Origin of the sequence: Burkholderia anthina, assembly GCF_001547525.1 — a bacterium.
Taxonomy (GTDB): Bacteria; Pseudomonadota; Gammaproteobacteria; order Burkholderiales; family Burkholderiaceae; genus Burkholderia; species Burkholderia semiarida.
This window is the reverse complement of sequence record NZ_CM003768.1, coordinates 2,747,394-2,765,858: the sequence shown is the minus strand read 5'-3', so window position 1 is coordinate 2,765,858 and position 18,465 is coordinate 2,747,394. Positions and strand designations below refer to the sequence as shown.

At 70.8% G+C, this 18,465-nt stretch carries 15 protein-coding genes and 2 pseudogenes; 6 read left to right on the top strand and 11 right to left on the bottom strand.

What is annotated here, in order from left to right; all coding sequences use genetic code 11:
- Positions 1-80: 80 nt before the first annotated feature.
- A pseudogene (locus WS64_RS32780) lies at positions 81-686 on the top strand (glutathione S-transferase family protein); the annotation flags it as partial.
- Between the two features lie 38 nt (positions 687-724).
- On the opposite strand, the gene WS64_RS12645 reads toward WS64_RS32780, so the two are convergent.
- Both WS64_RS12645 and WS64_RS12640 read right to left on the bottom strand, forming a co-directional pair.
- On the bottom strand, positions 725-1,687 hold the full coding sequence (locus WS64_RS12645; RefSeq protein ID WP_060966582.1) for an ion channel: 963 nt from the start codon (positions 1,685-1,687) through the stop codon (positions 725-727).
- A gap of 164 nt (positions 1,688-1,851) precedes the next feature.
- Complete coding sequence (locus WS64_RS12640) at positions 1,852-2,871, bottom strand: sulfate ABC transporter substrate-binding protein (RefSeq protein ID WP_059641306.1); 1,020 nt, start codon at positions 2,869-2,871, stop codon at positions 1,852-1,854.
- Positions 2,872-3,322: 451 nt separating this feature from the next.
- On the opposite strand from WS64_RS12640, the gene dapA reads away from it, so the two are divergent.
- Positions 3,323-4,216, top strand: coding sequence for a 4-hydroxy-tetrahydrodipicolinate synthase (dapA, locus tag WS64_RS12635; protein WP_060966581.1), 894 nt, complete (start codon positions 3,323-3,325; stop codon positions 4,214-4,216).
- A 56-nt stretch (positions 4,217-4,272) separates the two neighbouring features.
- Here dapA and WS64_RS12630 read toward each other — a convergent pair.
- From WS64_RS12630 to WS64_RS12620, 3 genes and pseudogenes are all read right to left on the bottom strand, one after another.
- Positions 4,273-4,653: pseudogene (locus tag WS64_RS12630) on the bottom strand (type II toxin-antitoxin system VapC family toxin).
- Positions 4,653-4,862: a hypothetical protein gene (locus WS64_RS12625; RefSeq protein ID WP_059583180.1), complete on the bottom strand. Its 210-nt coding sequence runs from the start codon at positions 4,860-4,862 to the stop codon at positions 4,653-4,655. Before WS64_RS12625 ends, WS64_RS12630 begins: the two are co-directional and overlap by 1 nt.
- A 115-nt stretch (positions 4,863-4,977) precedes the next feature.
- Positions 4,978-6,030, bottom strand: a complete 1,053-nt coding sequence (locus tag WS64_RS12620) for a LysR substrate-binding domain-containing protein (RefSeq protein WP_060966580.1) — start codon at positions 6,028-6,030, stop codon at positions 4,978-4,980.
- Between the two features lie 106 nt (positions 6,031-6,136).
- Between WS64_RS12620 and WS64_RS12615 the strand changes: the two genes are divergently transcribed.
- A complete protein-coding gene (locus tag WS64_RS12615) occupies positions 6,137-7,405 on the top strand; it encodes an MFS transporter (protein ID WP_060966579.1) in 1,269 nt (422 codons plus the stop codon).
- A gap of 42 nt (positions 7,406-7,447) precedes the next feature.
- Here WS64_RS12615 and WS64_RS12610 read toward each other — a convergent pair whose 3' ends face one another.
- Positions 7,448-9,649, bottom strand: a complete 2,202-nt coding sequence (locus WS64_RS12610; RefSeq protein ID WP_060966578.1) for a TonB-dependent receptor — start codon at positions 9,647-9,649, stop codon at positions 7,448-7,450.
- A gap of 145 nt (positions 9,650-9,794) precedes the next feature.
- Complete coding sequence (locus tag WS64_RS12605; protein ID WP_059641289.1) at positions 9,795-10,442, bottom strand: glutathione S-transferase family protein; 648 nt, start codon at positions 10,440-10,442, stop codon at positions 9,795-9,797.
- 112 nt (positions 10,443-10,554) lie between these two features.
- Between WS64_RS12605 and WS64_RS12600 the strand changes: the two genes are divergently transcribed.
- Complete coding sequence (locus tag WS64_RS12600) at positions 10,555-11,475, top strand: LysR substrate-binding domain-containing protein (protein WP_060966577.1); 921 nt, start codon at positions 10,555-10,557, stop codon at positions 11,473-11,475.
- Positions 11,476-11,484: 9 nt separating this feature from the next.
- Here WS64_RS12600 and WS64_RS12595 read toward each other — a convergent pair whose 3' ends face one another.
- From WS64_RS12595 to WS64_RS12585, 3 genes are read right to left on the bottom strand one after another with little or no spacing between them, the layout of a single operon-like run.
- Positions 11,485-13,710, bottom strand: coding sequence for a xanthine dehydrogenase family protein molybdopterin-binding subunit (locus WS64_RS12595; protein ID WP_060966576.1), 2,226 nt, complete (start codon positions 13,708-13,710; stop codon positions 11,485-11,487).
- Complete coding sequence (locus WS64_RS12590; protein WP_060966575.1) at positions 13,707-14,708, bottom strand: FAD binding domain-containing protein; 1,002 nt, start codon at positions 14,706-14,708, stop codon at positions 13,707-13,709. Before WS64_RS12590 ends, WS64_RS12595 begins: the two co-directional genes overlap by 4 nt.
- Before the next feature lie 18 nt (positions 14,709-14,726).
- On the bottom strand, positions 14,727-15,482 hold the full coding sequence (locus WS64_RS12585; RefSeq protein ID WP_060966574.1) for a (2Fe-2S)-binding protein: 756 nt from the start codon (positions 15,480-15,482) through the stop codon (positions 14,727-14,729).
- 557 nt (positions 15,483-16,039) lie between these two features.
- Between WS64_RS12585 and WS64_RS12580 the strand changes: the two genes are divergently transcribed.
- Positions 16,040-16,327 carry a hypothetical protein gene (locus tag WS64_RS12580; protein ID WP_059641276.1) on the top strand — a complete coding sequence of 96 codons (288 nt, stop codon included), beginning with the start codon at positions 16,040-16,042 and terminating at the stop codon, positions 16,325-16,327.
- A gap of 222 nt (positions 16,328-16,549) precedes the next feature.
- Here the strand turns inward: WS64_RS12580 and WS64_RS12575 are convergent, their stop codons facing one another.
- Entirely contained in the window at positions 16,550-17,173 is a 624-nt protein-coding gene (locus WS64_RS12575) for an RBBP9/YdeN family alpha/beta hydrolase (RefSeq protein WP_060966573.1), read from the bottom strand.
- A gap of 346 nt (positions 17,174-17,519) precedes the next feature.
- Between WS64_RS12575 and WS64_RS12570 the strand changes: the two genes are divergently transcribed.
- Positions 17,520-18,461, top strand: a complete 942-nt coding sequence (locus WS64_RS12570; protein WP_060966572.1) for a 2-hydroxyacid dehydrogenase — start codon at positions 17,520-17,522, stop codon at positions 18,459-18,461.
- Positions 18,462-18,465 lie beyond the last annotated feature (4 nt).

The window sequence follows — 18,465 nt, the reverse complement described above, 5'->3', positions numbered from 1 at the left end:
CACTCGGTCACATAACGAACGACATATTCGGCGAACCGACTCGACTACACTGGACCGTCACCGCATATAGGGCGCACGCGATGAAGGTCTACTACTGGCCGACGACCGGGCATTCCGGGCGCTGTGGATGCTCGAGGAAATAGGCGTGGGGTACGAACTGGTGCCGATCGACTTGCGCTCGCACGAACAGGGCAGCGACGCGTTCGTGCAGGTCAACCCGATGGCCAAGCTGCCCGCGCTCGACGACGGCGGCGCCCGGTTCGCCGAATCGGGCGCCGTGCTGCTCCATCTCGCCGACCGTTGCCCGCGCGCCGGGCTCGGCGTCGCGCCCGACGATCCGCTGCGCGGCCGTTTCCTCCAGTGGATGTTCTTCACGCCGACCTGCCTCGAACCGGCGATGGTCGAGAAATTCACCGGCGCGTCGGGCAATCCGGTCGCGTTCGGCTGGGGCAACATCGCGCGCGTGCAGTGCGCCCTCGCGCAGGCGCTCGCCCACGGCCGCCGGCTCGTCGGCGAGCGCTTCACCGCGGCCGACCTGCTGCTCGCGAGCACTCTGAAGATCGCGTTCGACGCGCATCTGCTGCCGCACGAAGGCGTGCTCGGCGACTACGTCGCGCGCCGAGGACCGCGACGCGTTCCGCCGCGCGGTCGCGATCGAACAGCGCGAAGCGTCACGCCCGCTGCACTTGAGACGCGCAACGGGGCGGCGCCCGGCCGCCGTCGATCACGCCTGTGCGCCCGGCCCCGGCGCACCCGCGTCGATCACCACGCCCGGCGAACCGCGCTCGTCGGTATCGGCGTCGATCGGCACGACGTCGTGAAAATGCGTGTAATCGATGTGCGTGATGCCGTCCTCGTCGTGCATCAGGTCGACGTAGCGGTGATGCCAGCGGATGTCGCCATGCACCCACACGTGGCGCGCCTGCATGACCTGGGCGGTCGTCTCGTCCGATCCCTCGATCGTGATCAGCAATTGCGCGTCGCGCGCGGCGAGCGATTCGGGCGTCTCGCCGAACAGCGCGCTCGACTCGTCGATCACGTGCATCAGGTTCCAGCCGAGCAGGAAGATCGGATGCTCGTTGCGCACGAGCGGCAGGTCGTGAATCTTGCGCAGCGAGTAGCCCTCGTGCGTGCCTTCGACGCGCATCAGCCGCAGTTTCGCCTGCGCCTCGGCAATCACGTTCTGGCGGGCATTCGCGGCGCGCACCATCAGCGTCATCCGGCCGTTCAGCGGCCGCACGATCGCGTGGCGCGCGAACAGGATCTTCGCCTGCGGCCGAGAAAACCGCGCGAACACGAGCCCCGTGGCCAGCGCGATGCTCGACATCCCGACGAAGATCTCGAACGTCGCGACGAGGTGCGCATAAACGGTCTGCGGATGCATGTCGCCGTAGCCGACGGTCGCGAGCGTCTCGACGCTGAAGAAGAACGCGCCGCCGAAGCCGGCCGGCGACTGGTTCGCGATCGGCGCGTGGCCGAGCAGGTAGAGCGCCGCGAAGCCGCTGTTGAGCAGCAGGAACAGCACCGCGAGCGACAGGAAGAACACGGGCCAGCTCACCGTCAGCGCGCGGTGATAGAAGTCGCGCCAGCCGAGCGGCGGCATCCCGTACGCGATCACCGGGCGGGTGCCCGACCAGATCTTGCGGCCACGGCCGCGGGAGGCTGGGGAGGACGAATCGACGTTCATCGCGCGGCGCCGGTTGCAGGAAGGCGATGAGCGTAGCACGCGCGGCGGCGGCCGGGAATGCGGACCGGTTCGGCACGGCAATCCGCCGCGTCGCCATAAAAAAACCGGCCGCACATGCGGCCGGCTGCGTCGTGATGCGAGCCCGCGCGTGGCGCGCGCCGCGCTCACTTGCGGTCGACGATTACCTGGTCGAACGTGCCGCCGTCGGCGAAATGGGTCTTCTGCGCGTTCGCCCAGCTGCCGAAAACCTGCTCGACGCTGAACGTCTTCAGCGCCTTGAACTCGGCCGCATGCTTCTGCAGCACGGTCGCGTCGCGCGGGCGCAGATGATGCTGCGCGATGATCTCCTGCGCTTGCGGCGTGTACAGGTAGTCGAGATACGCCTGCGCGACCTTGCGCGTGCCTTTCTTGTCGACCACCTTGTCGACGACGGCGACGGGCGGCTCCGCGAGGATGCTCGCCGACGGATACACGGCGTCGAACTGCGCGCCCGACGCGCCCGTGTCCATCAGCGCGACCTCGTTCTCGAACGTGACGAGCACGTCGCCGATGCCGCGCTGCGTGAACGTGGTCGTCGCGCCGCGGCCACCCGAATCGAGCACCGGCACGTTGCGGAAGATCGCCTTCTCGAAGTCGAGCGCCTGCTGGTCGGTCGCGCCCTTCTGCTTCTGGAAGCCCCACGCGGCGAGATACGCGTAGCGGCCGTTGCCCGACGTCTTCGGGTTCGCGATGATCACCTGCACGCCCGGCTTCGCGAGATCGCTCCAGTCCTTGATCGCCTTCGGGTTGCCCTTGCGCACGAGGAACACCATCGTCGTCGAGTACGGCGAGCTGTTGTCCGGGAAGCGCGCGCGCCAGTCCTTCGGCAGCAGTTGGCCGCGCTCGGCGAGCAGGTCGATGTCGTTCGGCTGGTTCATCGTCACGACGTCGGCCTGCAGCCCCTGCAGCACCGACAGCGCCTGCGCGCTCGACGCGCCGTGCGACTGCTTGATCGTGACCGTCTCGCCCGTCTTCTGCTTGTAGGCGGCGGCAAAGCTCGCGTTGATGTCCTTGTACAGCTCGCGCGTCACGTCGTACGACACGTTCAGGATCGACGTGTCCGCGTGCGCGGCCGTCGCCGCCACGACCAGCGCCGCCGCCGCGCCCGTGTGCAGCCAGCGGCCGATCCCCTTGATGCTTGCCATCGTGATATGCCCCGTTTCCAGTGGTGGTGAATGTGCGTGACCGTACGCGTACGTGCTGTCATCGAAACGTAAGCGGGCATTCTAGCGGCCGGCCGCAGCGCGCCTTCCAATCAGTCGTGGAAAGCAAATCTCGAATTCTGCTAAACGACGGCCGCGGCTCGCACGCGCCGCCGCTCCGGTGTTAAGATCGCCGCTCAGCCCATTCACGGTTCATCCATGTCCGCTACCCTGCGCTCGCCCTCGATCCTCGCCGCCGTCGCGGCAGGTGCGCGCGCGGCCGGGCTGAAACTGAAAAAACGACTCCTCGACTGACGGGGACGTCGCGTCCCGTCAGGCGAATGCCGGACGGGATGCCCGCGGGTCGTTTCTTTCTCCTTGCATGCACGCCTCGCTCCGGCACGCCGCCGGCGGAACGGTTCCTTCCCACTCCGTTTCCACCATGAGGCTTTGCATGAACACACGTTTCGAAGGTATCTGGCTGCCGATCATCACGCCGTTCCACCGCGGCGAGGTCGACCATGCGGCGCTCGCGCGGCTCGCGCGCCACTATGCGGCCGCCGGCATCGCGGGTTTCGTCGCGGGTGCGACGACCGGTGAAGGCGTGCTGCTCGACGCGCGCGAACAGGACGCGGTGTTCGCGACGCTGCGCGACGCGGCGCCCGGGCTGCCGATCGTCGTCGGGCTGACCGCGAGCGCGACGCACTTCGCGGCCGCCCGCGCGCGCGAACTCGCGGCGCTGCGCCCCGACGGGCTGCTCGTCACGCCGCCCGTCTACGTGCGGCCGACGCAGGACGGCATCCGCCGCCATGTCGAAGCGATCGTCGACGCGGCCGACCTGCCGGTGCTCGTCTACAACATCCCGTACCGCACGGGCGTGAACGTCGAACTGGACACGCTGCAGGCGCTCGCGCGCGACTCGCGGGTCGCCGGCATCAAGGAATGCGGCGGCACGCTCGACCGGATGAGCCGGCTCGTGCACGACACGCCGCTCGCGATCCTGTCCGGCGACGACAACCAGAACTTCGCGGCGATGTGCGCGGGCGCGCACGGCGCGATCGCGAGCAGCGCGCACGTGCTGCCCGAATGGCACGTGCGGATTCACGCGTGGCTGCGCGACGGGCGGCTCGCCGACGCGCGGCGCCTGGCGGTCGCGCTGCAGCCGCTCGTCGCGGCGCTGTTCGCGGAACCGAACCCGGCGCCGGTGAAGGCCGTGCTCGCCGCGCAAGGATGGTGCGAGGACGGGTTGCGGCTGCCGTTCGTGCCGGCGAGCGAGGGATTGCGGGCGCGACTGGCAGCCATTTCCGCGGAACTGCATGAAATCGAGCCGGACATCGCCGTCGCATGAACCGCAACGCTACGTGACGTGCAGGCGACCGATGGATCGTGCACCGACAGATTGCTTCAAACTGTCAAAACGAGAGACAGGTCATACCGTGCAAGATGAGCGTCGGCCGTCACGAGCTGAAGCGGCTCGAGCCGCGCCTGGGCAACCAGCAAACGATCGAAGGGATCACGATGGTGATGCGGCAAATCGCGGACCGCGGCCCCATGCGCCGCCCGAACCGGCAGCTCGCGGATCCCGCTCGGCCCGATCGCCCGCATCAGCTAGCCGACGTCGATATCGAGCTTGCCCAGTCCGGCCTTGATGGCAGCCTCCCAGATACTTGCGCTGCTGACGAAACGCTCGTCGGCGGCCGAGATCACGCTGCGCGCTCGGGCGCTGAGCTTGGGGTCATTCGTCACGATCCACAAAAATATGTGCGTATCGAGCAACAGCCGCATCAGCGCCCTTCGAATGCATCCAGCAAGTCATCGGGCAGCGGGGCATCGAAGTCGTCCGCGATCCACGCCTGCCCTTGCAGGACACCGAACCGAACGGGCGGATTGACGGGCACGGGGCAATCGGCTGACGGCCCGTCGTCGCGGATCGAGGCTTCCGCCCTTTGCGCCGGATCGACCGCGCTGGCGCCCGGTGTATTTGCGTTTTGCATGATGACCTCCGTTTCAAGTGATCATCACTGTAGTCAGGTTTGCCCGATCGATCCATTCGGCCGATCGGCAGAGGGACGACCGAACCGCGGCCCGCGACGGCAATCGAGCGTTTCATCACGCCGCCACCGCCTCCTGCGTCGCCCCCCGCACCGCCTGCGTGACGATCCGCGCGAGCCGATCGACCGTCGGCGTCGCCGACGACGTACGCCGCAGCAGGATCAGCGGCAGGCTCGGCAGCGCCGGCAGCCCGCACGACGCCGCATCGAGCCCGCGCACCGACGCGGGCAGCCCGTAATGCGAGCGCACCGTGAGCCCGAGGCCGGCCGCCGCGGCCGCCCATAGCCCGGCCAGGCTCGGCGTCGTGAACGCGACGCGCCACGGCACGCCCGCGCGGTCCAGCGCATCGGTCGCCGCGCCGAAGAACCGGCACGGCCAGTCGAACACGACGAGCGGCAACGGCTCGCCCGCCGCGCGCACGGCGCGATCGCGCGTTTCGTCGCCGCCGCTCGCGCCGCCCCGCGCGCCCGCGTCCCCGCCGCCATCCGGCACGCCGAGACCACCGCCCGCCGCCGCGCCGATCCACTGCATCGGCACGTGCGCGATCGCTTCGCTGTCGATCCCCGCCCGCGACACGAGCGCCGCCGACGCCGGATCGCCCCATACGAGCGCCAGATCGAGCTGGTTCGCATCGAGCCGGTCGAGCAGATCGGCGTTGCGCGCCACACGCGCCTCGATCTTCACCTTGGGATGCGCGCGCGCGAAGCGCCCGAGCACGTCGGGCAGGATCGCTTCACCGAAATCCTCCTGCAACCCGACCCGTACCCAGCCGTCGAGATTCACGCCGCGCACGGCCGCGGCCGCCTCGTCGTTCAGCTCGATCATCCGCCGCGCGTAGCGCAGCATCGCGTCGCCGGCGTCGGTCAGCGCGAGCCCGCGCCCGGCCTTCACGAACAGTGGCGTGCCGGCCTGCTCCTCGAGCTTGCGGATCTGCGCGCTCACCGCCGACGACGAGCGCGCGACGCGATCGGCCGCCTTCGCGAAACTGCCGAGATCCACGCCCGCGACGAGGCTGCGCAACGCCGCGACGTCGAAGTTGGGCCGCGCGAGTGCGGCATCGGCGCCCGCGACGGCCTCGCCGCCATCGCGCGAAGTGTCTTGTTCGGCCATCTCAACCATCCTGATTTATCGAACGATTCATCAAAAACTTTCCGATTTTCAGGATGAATGTAGGCCGCCACACTGTGGACGTCAACTTCGAACCGGGCCTGCCGTCATGGACACCTCGTGCATCGCTTCCCCCTCTTCGCCTGCCCGCGACGGGCGCGGGCCGGCCCATCGCTGGCGCGTGCTGGCCGCCGGCGTCGCCGCGAACATGAGCTTTTCGGCCGCCGCGGCCGGCATCCCGACCACGGCCGTCTGGATGCGCGCCGCGTATCACCTCGACAACGGCGCGCTCGGCCTCGTGCTGGGCGCGCTCGGGTTCGGCGTCGCGCTGTCCGAGTTGCCGTGGGGAATCGCCGCCGACCGCTTCGGCGACCGCCGCGTGCTGCTGACCGGGCTCGTCGCGACGGCCGCGATGCTCGCGCTGATGGTGGGCACGATCGTCCCGACCGCGCACGCGGTGCCGCCGCTGATGCGAGTCGTCGCTGCCATGTGCTGCGTCGGCCTGCTCGGCGGCAGCGTGAACGGCTCAAGCGGACGTGCGGTGATGCGCTGGTTCGGCGAGCGCGAACGCGGGCTCGCGATGAGCATCCGCCAGACGGCCGTGCCGCTCGGCGGCGGCCTCGGCGCGGCGTTGCTGCCGTCGCTTGCGTCGCATGCGGGCTTCGCCGCGGTGTACGGCGCGCTGATGCTGCTGTGCGCCGGCTCGGCCGCGTTGACCTGGCGCTGGCTGCACGAGCCGCCCGATGCGACGGCTGCGACGCCCGCCACCGCAGGCCGCCCCCTCGCGCCGCCACCGCCGGCCGCACCGATGCGCAGCCCGCTCGCGAGCGGCCGCGTGTGGCGCATCGTGCTCGGCATCGGCGCGCTGTGCGCCCCGCAGTTCGCGGTGCTCACGTTCGCGACCGTGTTCCTGCACGATTTCGGCCGGCTCGGCCTCGCCGGCATCAGCGCGGCAATGGTCGCGCTGCAGGTCGGCGCAATGGTGATGCGCGTGTGGAGCGGCCGCCATACCGACCGGTACGGCAACCGGCGTGCGTACCTGCGCGGGTCGGTGTGCGTCGCGGCCGGGTCGTTCGCGCTGCTCGCGGCCGCGACGGCCGGCAGCCCGCACGTGCCGCTCGCGGCGATCGTCGCGATTCTCGTGTTCGCGGGCATCTGCGTATCGGCGTGGCACGGCGTCGCGTACACGGAGCTCGCAACGCTCGCGGGTGCGAACCACGCCGGCACCGCGCTCGGGATGGCGAATACGGTCGTGTATCTCGGGCTGTTCGCGACGCCGCTCGCGATTCCGCCGCTGCTGGCCGTCAGTTCGTGGAGCGTGGTGTGGCTCGCGACCGCGCTGATCGCCGCCGCGACCTACCCGCTGTTCGCGCGATAGCGGGCCGACGCGGCGAGGTTCGCGGCAGCGTGCGCGAGACGGTCAGAACTTGTACACGGCCGACAGCATCGCCGAACGGCCGTCGCCGAACTCGACGGCCGACGATCGCGACTCGCTTCCCAACACCTGCCGCACGCGCTCGACATAGGCGCGGTCGAACAGGTTGTCGATATTCAGCTGGAAACGCAGCCGGCGGTTCACTTCGTAGCCGGCCATCAGGTTGTGCACCCAATACGCGCCGAGCTGGCTGCCGCCTTCGGACGTCACGTTGCGCCGGCCGACGAAGTGCGAGCCGTACCCGATCGTCCAGCCTGCCGGCAGCCGATAGGTCGTCCACAGGTTGAGCGCGTGCCGCGGCGTGTTGCCGAGCGCCTGCCCATCGCGGCGCGGCGTGGCCGGCGAACTGAGCGTGACGCTCGCCAGGTACGTGTAATTCGCGAACACGTCCCACTGCGGCGTCACCTTGCCGGCCGCGCCGAGCTCGATGCCGCGCACGCGCTGCCGGCCCACGAGCGCGTAGCTGCCGTCGGCCATGCGCTCGCGCGCGTTTTTCTTCTCGGTCTGGAACAGCGCGCCGTTCAGCGCGATGCCGGCCAGCCCTTCCCATTTCGTGCCAAGCTCGAAGCTCTCGTTTTTCTCGGGCGCGAGCGACTCGGTCGCCGCGTTGAGGCCCGAGCCGTTGCTCACGAGAAATTCGGCGGACGGATTGAACGACGTGCCGTACGAGAAATACACGCGGCCGTTCTCCGTCGGCTTGAACACGAGCCCCGCGCGCGTGCTCAGATGGCGGTCGCTGTTCGCCGCGCGCTCGGTCGGCTTGCCGGCCGGCGTGCTTTCGGCCCAGCCGTCGATCCAGTCGTGACGCAGCCCGACGTCGATGTCCCAGTAGCGGCCGAGCGAGAGCGTGTCGAACGCGTACAGCGCCTTCACGATGAGCTCGGTATCGCTGCGCGCGCTGTTCTCGCGCTTCGCGGGGCCGAGCCACACGCCGGGCGGCGCGGTGAGCGCGAAACCGTTGGCCGGATAGAAACGGTTGAGCCCGTAGGAATACGTGGTGCGACCGTACGTTTCCCGCGAAATTTCGAAGCCCGTGACGAGCGTGTGCCCGATGCCGAACGTCGCGAATTCGCTCGTGACGTTGGTCTGGTTCGCCCACATCGCCGTCGACGCATCGCGGCCGTAGCCCTGCGGCCCGGCCGGCTTGTAGCGCCCCGGCGGCAGCCCTTGCAGATTCACGTGCGACGCGGACACCACCGTATCGCGATTCAGGTGCGTGTAGCGGCTCAGGTTCTGCACCTTCAGGTGCGGCGACACGTCGTGCTCGGCCTTGACGGTGAACGTGTCGGACATGATGCGTTCGCGATCGAGATTGCGCCAGCCGAAGTAGCTGTCGCGCGACACGCCGGCCAGCACCTGCCCGTCGCGCGCGGGCAGCCCGTAATCGGGCAGGTTGTTGTCGTACTGATGGAAATAGCCGAGCGTGACGCGCGTCGGCGTGCCGAGGCCGAACGCGAGCGACGGCGCGACGCCCCAGCGCCGCTTGCGAATGTCGTCGCGGCCCGGCACGTCGTTGATGTGCGCCATCGCGTTCAGGCGGAACGCGGCCTTGCCGTCGGCGCCGGGCAGCGGCTGGTTCGTATCGAGCGTCACGCGGCGGTAGTCGGACGTGCCGAGCACCGCGCCGGCTTCGGTCAACGCGCCGGCCTTCGGCGTCTTGCTGACCAGGTTCACCGAGCCGCCCGTGGTGCCGGCGCCGCCGAACACCGAGTTCGGCCCCTTGATCACCTCCACCGCGTCGATGTTGAACAGGTCGCTGCGATTGTTCTGCGCGCTGTCGCGCAGCCCGTCGAGCTGCATGTTCGCGTTCGCGCCGAAACCGCGGATATTGAAACTGTCGCCCGAGCCCCCGCCGCCCTCGCCGGCGTTGAACGTGATGCCGGCGACGTTCGACAGCGCTTCGCGCAGGCTCAGCGCCTGCTGTTCGTCCAGCACCGCGCGCGGCACGACGGTGATCGTCTGCGGCACGTCGAGCAGCGGCGTCGCATATTTGGCCGAGCCCGACCGATCGACGCGCGAGCCTGCGTCGTGCGCGCCGCGAACGAAGATCGGATCGAGGTGCGGCGCCTGCCCCGGCTCGCCTTCTTCCGCACACGCCGGCGCGGCCGCACAGGCGATCATCGCGAACGCGACGGACGCGGTCGCGCGACGCGGCGGCGTCGCGCTCGACAAAATGCAACTGCTCATGCTCACTCCATTCCATTGATGATAATGATTCTCATTTAAATGGAATGGCGTCGACGCCGCAATTGGACACGTCCGAACTTCGCGGTCCGAACGAACGCGCGACCGAAACGCCGGAGCAGCGCGTCGCACGTCGCGCGTCGGCCGCTCAGGTCGCTTGCGCGGCCTCGCGCGCCAGCGCGCGCCGCGCGGCCGGCCGTTCGGCCTCGCGCTGCGCATGCGCGGTCCATGCGGGATGCCGCGTCATGTCGAGCCCGATCGCGACGCCCCAGCGATACAGCACGAGCAGGAACGGATCGACGATCGAATGCGCGCCCGGCTCGGCCCACGTGCGGCCGTCGGCCAGCAGGGCTTCGATCGACGCGTTCGCGGCCTCGATCGTGCTGCGCCCATGCGCGCTGATCGCGCCGTGCAGCGCCGGATCGTCGATGAAACGGCCCGGCCGCCACAGCGCGCCGTAGCCGACGCCGTGCACCCAGCCGACCAGCCAGGCGAGCCATTCGTGGCAGCGCGCCTCGCGCAGCGGATCGTCGAGCGGCAGCAATTGCGCGTCCGGATAGCGGCGCGCGAGATACGTGAGGATGGCCGGCGTCTCGGTCAGCACGCGCGGCTCGCCCGGGATCGCGAGCACGGGCACGCGCGCCTTCGCGTTGATCGCGAGGTAGCGCGCTTCGAGGTTCTGCCGTTGCTTCACGGAGACGATCTCGACGTCGAACGGCGCGCCGGTTTCCTCCAGCGCGATGTGAGCGGCGAGCGAGCAGGCGCCCGGCGAAAGATAGAGACGATAGGCGTTCATGGCGGTGGGGCCCGACGGGGCTGTGGAAGACGGAACCGAGTGTAGGAACGCATGCCGGCGCGCGGCAAACGATGAATTGTCGTGCTCGAGCATTAGTGTTACTAATACCCGCATGCGACGCATCCATCTCCCTCCACTGCAGACGCTGCGCGCGTTCGAAGCCGCCGTGCGGCTGCAGAGCTTCACGCGCGCGGCGGACGAGCTCGCGCTCACGCAAGGCGCGGTCAGCCAGCACATCCGCGCGCTCGAGGCGCAGCTCGGCTATCCGCTGTTCACGCGCGAACGCAACGGCGCGACGCCGACGCACGCCGCGCACGCGCTCGCGCTGCAGGTACGCCAGGGCCTGAGCGTGCTCGAACGCGCGTTCGAGCCGGCGCTGGCGGTGCGCCGCCGCCCGCGCACCTGCGACGCGACGCTGAACGTGAGCGTGCTGCCGAGCGTCGCCGAGCGCTGGCTCGCGCCGCGCCTGCCACGTTTCTCGGCTGCGCATCCGCACATCTCGATCGTGCTGCATCCGGACGTGGCGCTCGCGCCGCTGCGCAAGCGCGACCGCATCGACGTCGCGCTGCGCTACGGGCCCGGCACGTGGCCCGGTGTGGTCGCCGAGAAGCTGATGAACGAGACGATCTTTCCGGTCGCGAGCCCCGCGTACCGCAATCGCGACGGCGTCGCCCCGCGTGCGCCGGCCGATCTCGTGCGCGCGACGCTGCTGCGCCATCCCGCGCAACCGTGGGAACCGTGGTTCCAGGCCGCGCGGCTCGACCTCACCGAATCCGCGCGCGCACCGCGCTTCACCGATGCGAACGCGCTGATCGCCGCGGCGCTGCAAGGCCGCGGCGTCGCGCTCGCGCGCCGCTCGCTGATCGAACCCGAACTCGCGCGCGGCACGCTCGTGCGTGTGTCGAGCGTGCGCATCACCGACGTGTATGCGCACTACGTCGTGTGGCGCCCCGGCCATCCCCGCGAAGCGGCGATCCGCACGTGGCTCGACTGGCTGCGCAGCGAAGTGCGGCGCAGGACGCCGCGGCGCTGACGCCGGCGCTCACGCGCGCACCGGCATCGCCACCTTGTCGAGCGTGATCGGCAGATCGCGCACGCGCACGCCGGTCGCGTGATAGACCGCGTTGGCGATCGCGGCCGGCACGCCGGTGATCCCGATCTCGCCGATGCCGCGAATACCGAGCGGATTGAAATGCGTGTCGCTTTCGTCGACGAAGCTCACGTCGAGCTCGCCGATGTCCGCGTTGACGGGCACGTGGTATTCGGCGAGATTCGCGTTCGTGAAGCGGCCGTGCCGCACGTCGAGATGCGAGCCTTCCTCGAGCGCGGTGCCGAGCCCCCACACCATCCCGCCGATCAACTGGCTGCGCGCGGTCTTCGCGTTGAGCAGGCTGCCGACGCTATAGACGCCGACGATGCGCGGTACGCGAATCGTGCCGAGCTCGGCGTCCACGTGCACTTCGGCAAACACCGCGCCGAACGAATGGGACGCATAGCGCGACTTCTCGTCGCCGGGCTTCGCCGTCGCCTGCGCGTCGATCGGCTGGCCGCCCGCACGCGCGATCACCGCCGCGGCCGGATCGCGCCGCGACGGCTCGCCGCGATGCACGACCCAGCCGTTGTCGACCGTCACGTCGTCGGCCGCGGCGCCGTGCAGCGGCGAGCCGGGATCGGCGATCGCCAGCGCGATCAGCTTCGCACGCGCCTGCAGCGCGGCCTCGCGCACGGCGGGCGCCACGCTCGCGGCCGACTGCGAGCCGCCCGATACCGGTGCGCGCGGCAGGCTGGAATCGCCGAGCGCGAAGCGCACGTTCCGCGACGCGAAACCGAGTGCGTCGGCCGCGACCTGCGTCATCACCGTGTAGGTTCCGGTGCCGATGTCCTGCGTGCCCGACGCGACTTCGGCCGTGCCGTCCGGCAGGATGCGCGCACGCGCGGACGCTTCGCTGCGGTTCGCCGGATACGTGGCGGCCGCCATCCCGAGGCCGATCAGCGTGTCGCCGTCGCGCATCGTGCGCGGCGTATCAGTGCGCCTCGACCAGCCGAAGCGCCGCGCGCCGACCTCGTAGCACGCGCGCAGCTTGTTGCTCGACCACGGCTTGCCGTCCTGCGGATCGACCTCCGCGTAGTTCGCGAGCCGCAGCGCGACCGGGTCCATGCCGAGTTGCCATGCGAGCTCGTCCATCGCCGATTCCAGCGCGAACGAGCCGGACGCCTCGCCGGGTGCGCGCATGAACGTGGGCGTACCGACGTTCAGCGACACGATCCGGTGCGTGGTCGCGTGGTTCGGCACCGCGTACATGATCCGCGACGGCATCCCGCACATCTCCATCCAGTCCTCGAACGTCGACGTGGTGGCGATCGTGTCGTGGCGCATCGCGGTCAGTCTGCCGTCGCGACGGGCGGCCAGCACGACGCGCTGTTCGGTGAACGGCCGCCCGCCGACCGGGCCGAACATCTGCGGCCGCGTCAACGCCAGCCGGACCGGGCGCCCCACCTGCTTCGCCGCCATCGCGCACAACGACACGTGCGACCACGACGAACCCTTGCAGCCGAAGCCGCCGCCGAGGAACGGCGAAATCACGCGCACGTGTTCCGGCGCGATGCCGAACACGGCGGCCACGGCCGTGCTCGCGCCCGACACGCCCTGCGTCGCATCGTGCAGCGTGAGCGTCGGGCCGTCCCAGCGCGCCATCGTCGCGTGCGGCTCGATCGGGTTGTGGTGCTGCATCGGCGTCGTATAGGTCGCGTCGACGCGCACCGCGCCTTCGCGCAAGCCGGCATCGACGTCGCCGCGCTGCGTGTCCATCGCGCGGCCCTGCTGCTTCGGCGGCACGCGCGCGCCGCGCTTCGCGTGCGCGAAATCCACCACGGCATCGCTCGCGCGATAGCGCACCTGCACGGCATGCGCGGCGTCGGTCGCCTGCTCCAGCGTTTCGGCCACGACGACCGCGACGGGTTCGTTGCTGTAGCGCACCGTGTCGTCCTGTAACAACGTGAGCCGGCGCCCCGCGGGCGGCGACAGCGGCGGCCGGCCGCCGTTGGGCAGCCGCATCGCGTTCTCGTGCGTGATCACGAGCAGCACGCCGGGCATCGCGCGGGCGCGCGCCGTGTCGATCGACTCGATGCGGCCGGATGCGATGGTGCTCGTCACGAGCACCGCGTGCGCAAGCCGCGCATCGGGAAACTCGGCCGCGTAGTGCGCGCCGCCCGTCACTTTCAGTACGCCGTCGACACGGTCGAGCGGCTGTCCGGTCAGCGTGTTCATGCGGCACCTCCGGTCGGTCCGGCGGCGGTCTTCACCGCACGCACGATCGCGCGCTGCGCGAGCGCGACCTTGAAGCCGTTGCCGTCGAGCGGCGTGGCGTCGCGCAGCGCGAGCGCGGCCGCTTCATTCAGCGCGGCATCGCTCAACGCGTGCCCGGCGAGATGCTGCTCCGCGGCCGTCGCGCGCAACGGCTTGTGCGCGACGCCGCCGAGCGCGATCCGCGCATCGGCGATGCGCGGGCCGTCCATCCGCAGCGCGGCCGCGACCGACACCAGCGCGAACGCGTAGCTCGCGCGGTCCCGCACTTTCAGATAGTGCGCATGGTCGGCGAAGCGCGGCGGCGGCAAGTCCACCGCGGTGATCAGCTCGCCCGGTTCGAGCGTCGTGTCGAGATCGGGACGATCGCCCGGCAAGCGGTGGAACGACGCGATCGGAATCTGCCGCGCGCCCCGCGGGCCGCTCACCTGCACGACGGCGTCGAGCGCGGCGAGCGCGACGCTCATGTCCGACGGGTTCACCGCCACGCACTGCGGGCTCGCGCCGAGGATCGCGTGCATCCGGTTGTGGCCGCCGATCGCCGCGCAGCCGCTGCCCGGCTCGCGCTTGTTGCACTGCGCGAACGCGGGATCGTAGAAATACGGGCAGCGCGTGCGCTGCATCAGGTTGCCGCCGACGGTCGCCATGTTGCGCAATTGCGCGGACGCGCCGGCGAGCAGCGCCTGCGACAGCAGCGGATAGTCGGCGCGCAGGCGCGGATGATCGGCCGCATCGCTGTTGCGCACGAGCGCGCCGATGCGCACGCCGCCGCCGGGCAGCGCATCGACCGCGTCGAGGCCGGCGATGCGCGTGATGTCGATGAGCGCGACGGGCCGCGCGACGCCGCCCTTCATCAGGTCGAGCAGGTTCGTGCCGCCGCCGATGAAGGCCGCGCCGGGCCGCTGCGCCGCGCGCACGGCGCCGGCGACGTCCATCGCGCGTTCGTAGGAGATCGCTTCCATTGCGGTGCCCTCCGTCGGCTAGCCATGCGCCGCATGCGCGGCGCGCACGGCGGCGACGATGTTCGGGTACGCGCCGCAGCGGCACAGGTTGCCGCTCATGCGCTCGCGGATCTCGTCGTCCGACAGATGCGCGGGGCGGCGCCGCACGTCGCCGGTGGCGGCGCTGCCGGCGCCCGCCGCGAACTCGTCGAGCAGCGCGGTCGCCGAGCAGAGCTGGCCGGACGTGCAATAGCCGCACTGGAACGCATCGTGTTCGATGAACGCGCGCTGCACCGGGCTCAGCTCGCCGCCGCGCGCCAGCCCTTCGACGGTCGTGATCCGCTCGCCTTCGTGCATCACCGCGAGCGTCAGGCATGCGTTGATGCGCCGCCCGTCGACGAGCACCGTGCACGCGCCGCACTGCCCGCGATCGCAGCCCTTCTTCGTGCCCGTGAGGCCGGCGTATTCGCGCAGCGCGTCGAGCAGCGTGACGCGCGGTTCGAGCTGCAGCGTGTACGCACGCCCGTTGATGTCGAGATGCACGGGCTGCGCCGGCACCGAATCGCGGCGGGGCGCGGCAGGTGCGGCTGCCGCGTGCGGCGGCTGCGGATGAACGTGCGAGGCGGCGCTGACGGTCGCGGCAGCCGCCGCGGATTGCAGGAAGCGGCGCCGCGCGGCGCTGGGCGGCGTATCGTGCGGCGACGGCGGCGCCGCTGACTGGCCGGGCCCGCGCGGCGCCGGGGCGGCGTCGCGCGCCGGCTCGGCGGACGGAGAATCGGATCGATCGCTGGACATGGCTTCTGCTCGCTCCATGGTTGATGGACGCGGATGTGCCGCCCGCGCCCGGAGGGCGGCGCGGTCGGCACGCGCATCGCGCAAAGAGCAATTCCGGTGCCGCGAAACGGGGGGAGCCGCGCCCATGTGCAATGCCGGCCCCGCCTCGTGGCGCGCACCGGGCGGCAAACGGGCCGGGGCGTCGGTGACTGCGCGTCCATGACGCCGCGCTGGCGCACGGCTGGCCGTTCGCTGACGAAGCGGCAATAACGCCCGGATTTTTCGACGTGACCGGCAACGCATCGGTCACAAATTGCCGGCCGCATGTGCCGTGCCGCGCATGGCGTCCGCGTCGCCACGGCCGGGCCGCGGCGTTGCGCGCCGTGTAAATGCGCGCAGCATCCGCGTTCGCTGGAAAATTCCGCCATGCGCGCCGCGGCCGATTACCGCGAAGGCATCCGGTCAGCGTGACGAAAACATGTCGCGATCCCGCCGGAATCGCAAACGATTCACCGAAACGTCGCATCGCGGCGGCATACTCGAAAACGTTTCCCGATCAGCCTGCCAGGAGAGAAGTCATGCGTCGCGTTTTCGTCGCCGTCGTTCTGTGTGCCGCCGTGTTCGTCGCCGCCTGCAGCGACGACGCACCGCACGACGCCAACGCGACCGACGCCGCCGCGCCGCAGGCCGGCGCATCGAACGGCGCCGCCAGCGCGTTCAACAGCGACGCGAGCGCGAACGCCGCCGCGTCGGATGCCGCGCCGCTCGCGCCGCCAGTCGTGCACTATCCGCCCGATGACGACGACGATGCGAAGCCCGCCACGAACGCGGCCGCGTCGAGCGCCGCGGCGTCGATGCCGGGCTGATCCCGCTGTCGCCTGACAGGAGTCGGTACTGCTCGGGGAGAGCGGTGGGCGCTCGCGTCGCGCCGCCACCGGCATGACGTCACGGTGGATGGCGGCGTGAACGGCACGGTGCCGCGCCGCTTCGCGGGCCGTGTCGAGCATGGCCGCGCCGCTGTTCGGCCCCGGCCGCCGCCGGGCCCGTTTCCGCGCCGCAGGCGCGACAGCCACCGCGCGGCCTGCGCGTCAGACCGCGTGCGCGAGCGCGCGGTCGACGAGCGCGGCCTCGAAGCCGTCGTCCGCGTCGCGAAAGCGCAGCGGCGCCGCGCAATGCACCAGCGTGTCGATGAAGTACTTCGCGCGCGGCCACGGCCCGAAGCCGGCCGCCGTGTTGATGTGCCCGGCGTCGCCGAGGTTCACGAACGCGCTGCCCAGGCGCTGCGCGAGCGCGCGCGCATCGGCGAGCGGCATCCACGGATCGGTCTCGCTGCCGATCACGATCGACGGCACGGCCAACCGGCGCGCGTCGAACGGCCCGGCAAACGTGAATTTCCTCGGGCTGGCCGGCGCGACGAACAGCACGCCCGCCACATCGCCCACGTGCGGCCACTGCGCGAGCGCATGCGCGGCCGCGAGGCAGCCGAAGCTGTGCGCGGCGAGCACGAACGGGCCGCGCTCGCGATCGAGCAGCGCGCGCACCGATTGCGCCCAGCCCGCGAGATCGGGCGCGTCCCAGTCGTGCTGCTCGACGCGCAACGAGCGCGGGAACTGCCGCTCGAGCCAGGTCTGCCAGTGGGCGCCTTCGCTGCCGTGCAGGCCCGGAACGGTGACGAGCCGCGGCGGCCACGCCGATTTGCTGCATGCGCGCATGATTGCCCTCGCTTGCTTGAACACGAGGTTCGATTGTGGCGTCGGGTCCGCGGCGACCGAACCAATATTTTGTGCTTTGCTTTTGCGCGGGGCGACGACCGGCGGCGGCCCCGCCACCGCGCGACGACGGCCCGCATCGGCCGCACGCTCCGTGCGGCGGCGCAATGTGCGGCGAAACCGTAGAATGTGGGCTTCCCGTCAGCTTCACACGGAACCGGGCCCCGCGCCGACGCGCCGGGCCGTCCGTCAGGAGACGCCCGATGTCCGCCATGTCCGCCGGCGCGCCGCGCCCGGCTCCGCTCGCCGTTCCCGTGACGCGCCTCGCCGGCGCGCGCGCCCTCGCGCAATGAAGATCCTGTTCCATTCACCGCATCAGGAAGCCGACGCATGGCGCGACGAGATCGCGCGGGCGCTGCCGGAAGCCGAACTGCGCGCGTGGCAGCCGGGCGATACGGCCGCCGCCGACTACGCGCTCGTGTGGCGCGCGCCGCGCGAGTTCTTCACGCCGCGCGACGGCCTGCGCGCGATCTTCAACCTCGGCGCGGGCGTCGATGCGCTGCTCGCGCTCGAGCACGCCCATCCGGGCACGCTGCCCGCGCACGTGCCGCTGGTGCGGCTCGAAGATTCGGGCATGGCGCGGCAGATGGTCGAATACGTGACGCACGCGGTGCTGCGCTACCTGCGCCGCTTCGACGAATACGACCTGCTCCAGCGCGAACGCCGCTGGCAGCCGCTCGAACCGCACGCGCGCGCAAGCTTCACCGTCGCCGTCCTCGGGCTCGGCGTGCTCGGCGCGCAGGTCGCCCGCGCGCTCGCCGCACTCGGCCTGCCGGTACGCGGCTATAGCCGCAGCGTGAAGCAGCTCGACGGCGTCACCACGTTCGCCGGCGACGGCGCGTTCGACGCGTGCATCGACGGCGCGAAAGTGCTCGTCAATCTGCTGCCGAGCACGCGCGACACCGACGGCATCCTGTCGGCGCGCGCATTCGCGCGGCTCGCGCGCGGCGCATACGTCGTCAACGTCGCGCGCGGCGCGCATCTCGTCGAAGCCGACCTGCTCGACGCGCTCGCGAGCGGCCAGATCGCCGCGGCCACGCTCGACGTGTTCCAGCACGAACCGCTGCCGGACGACCATCCGTTCTGGCGCGCGCCGCGCATCACGATCACGCCGCACAGCTCGGCCGAGACGCTGCGCGCGGAAGCCGTCGAGCAGATCGCCGGCAAGATCCGCGCGTTCGAGCGCGGCGCGCCCGTCAGCGGCATCGTCGACTACGCACGCGGCTACTGAATTC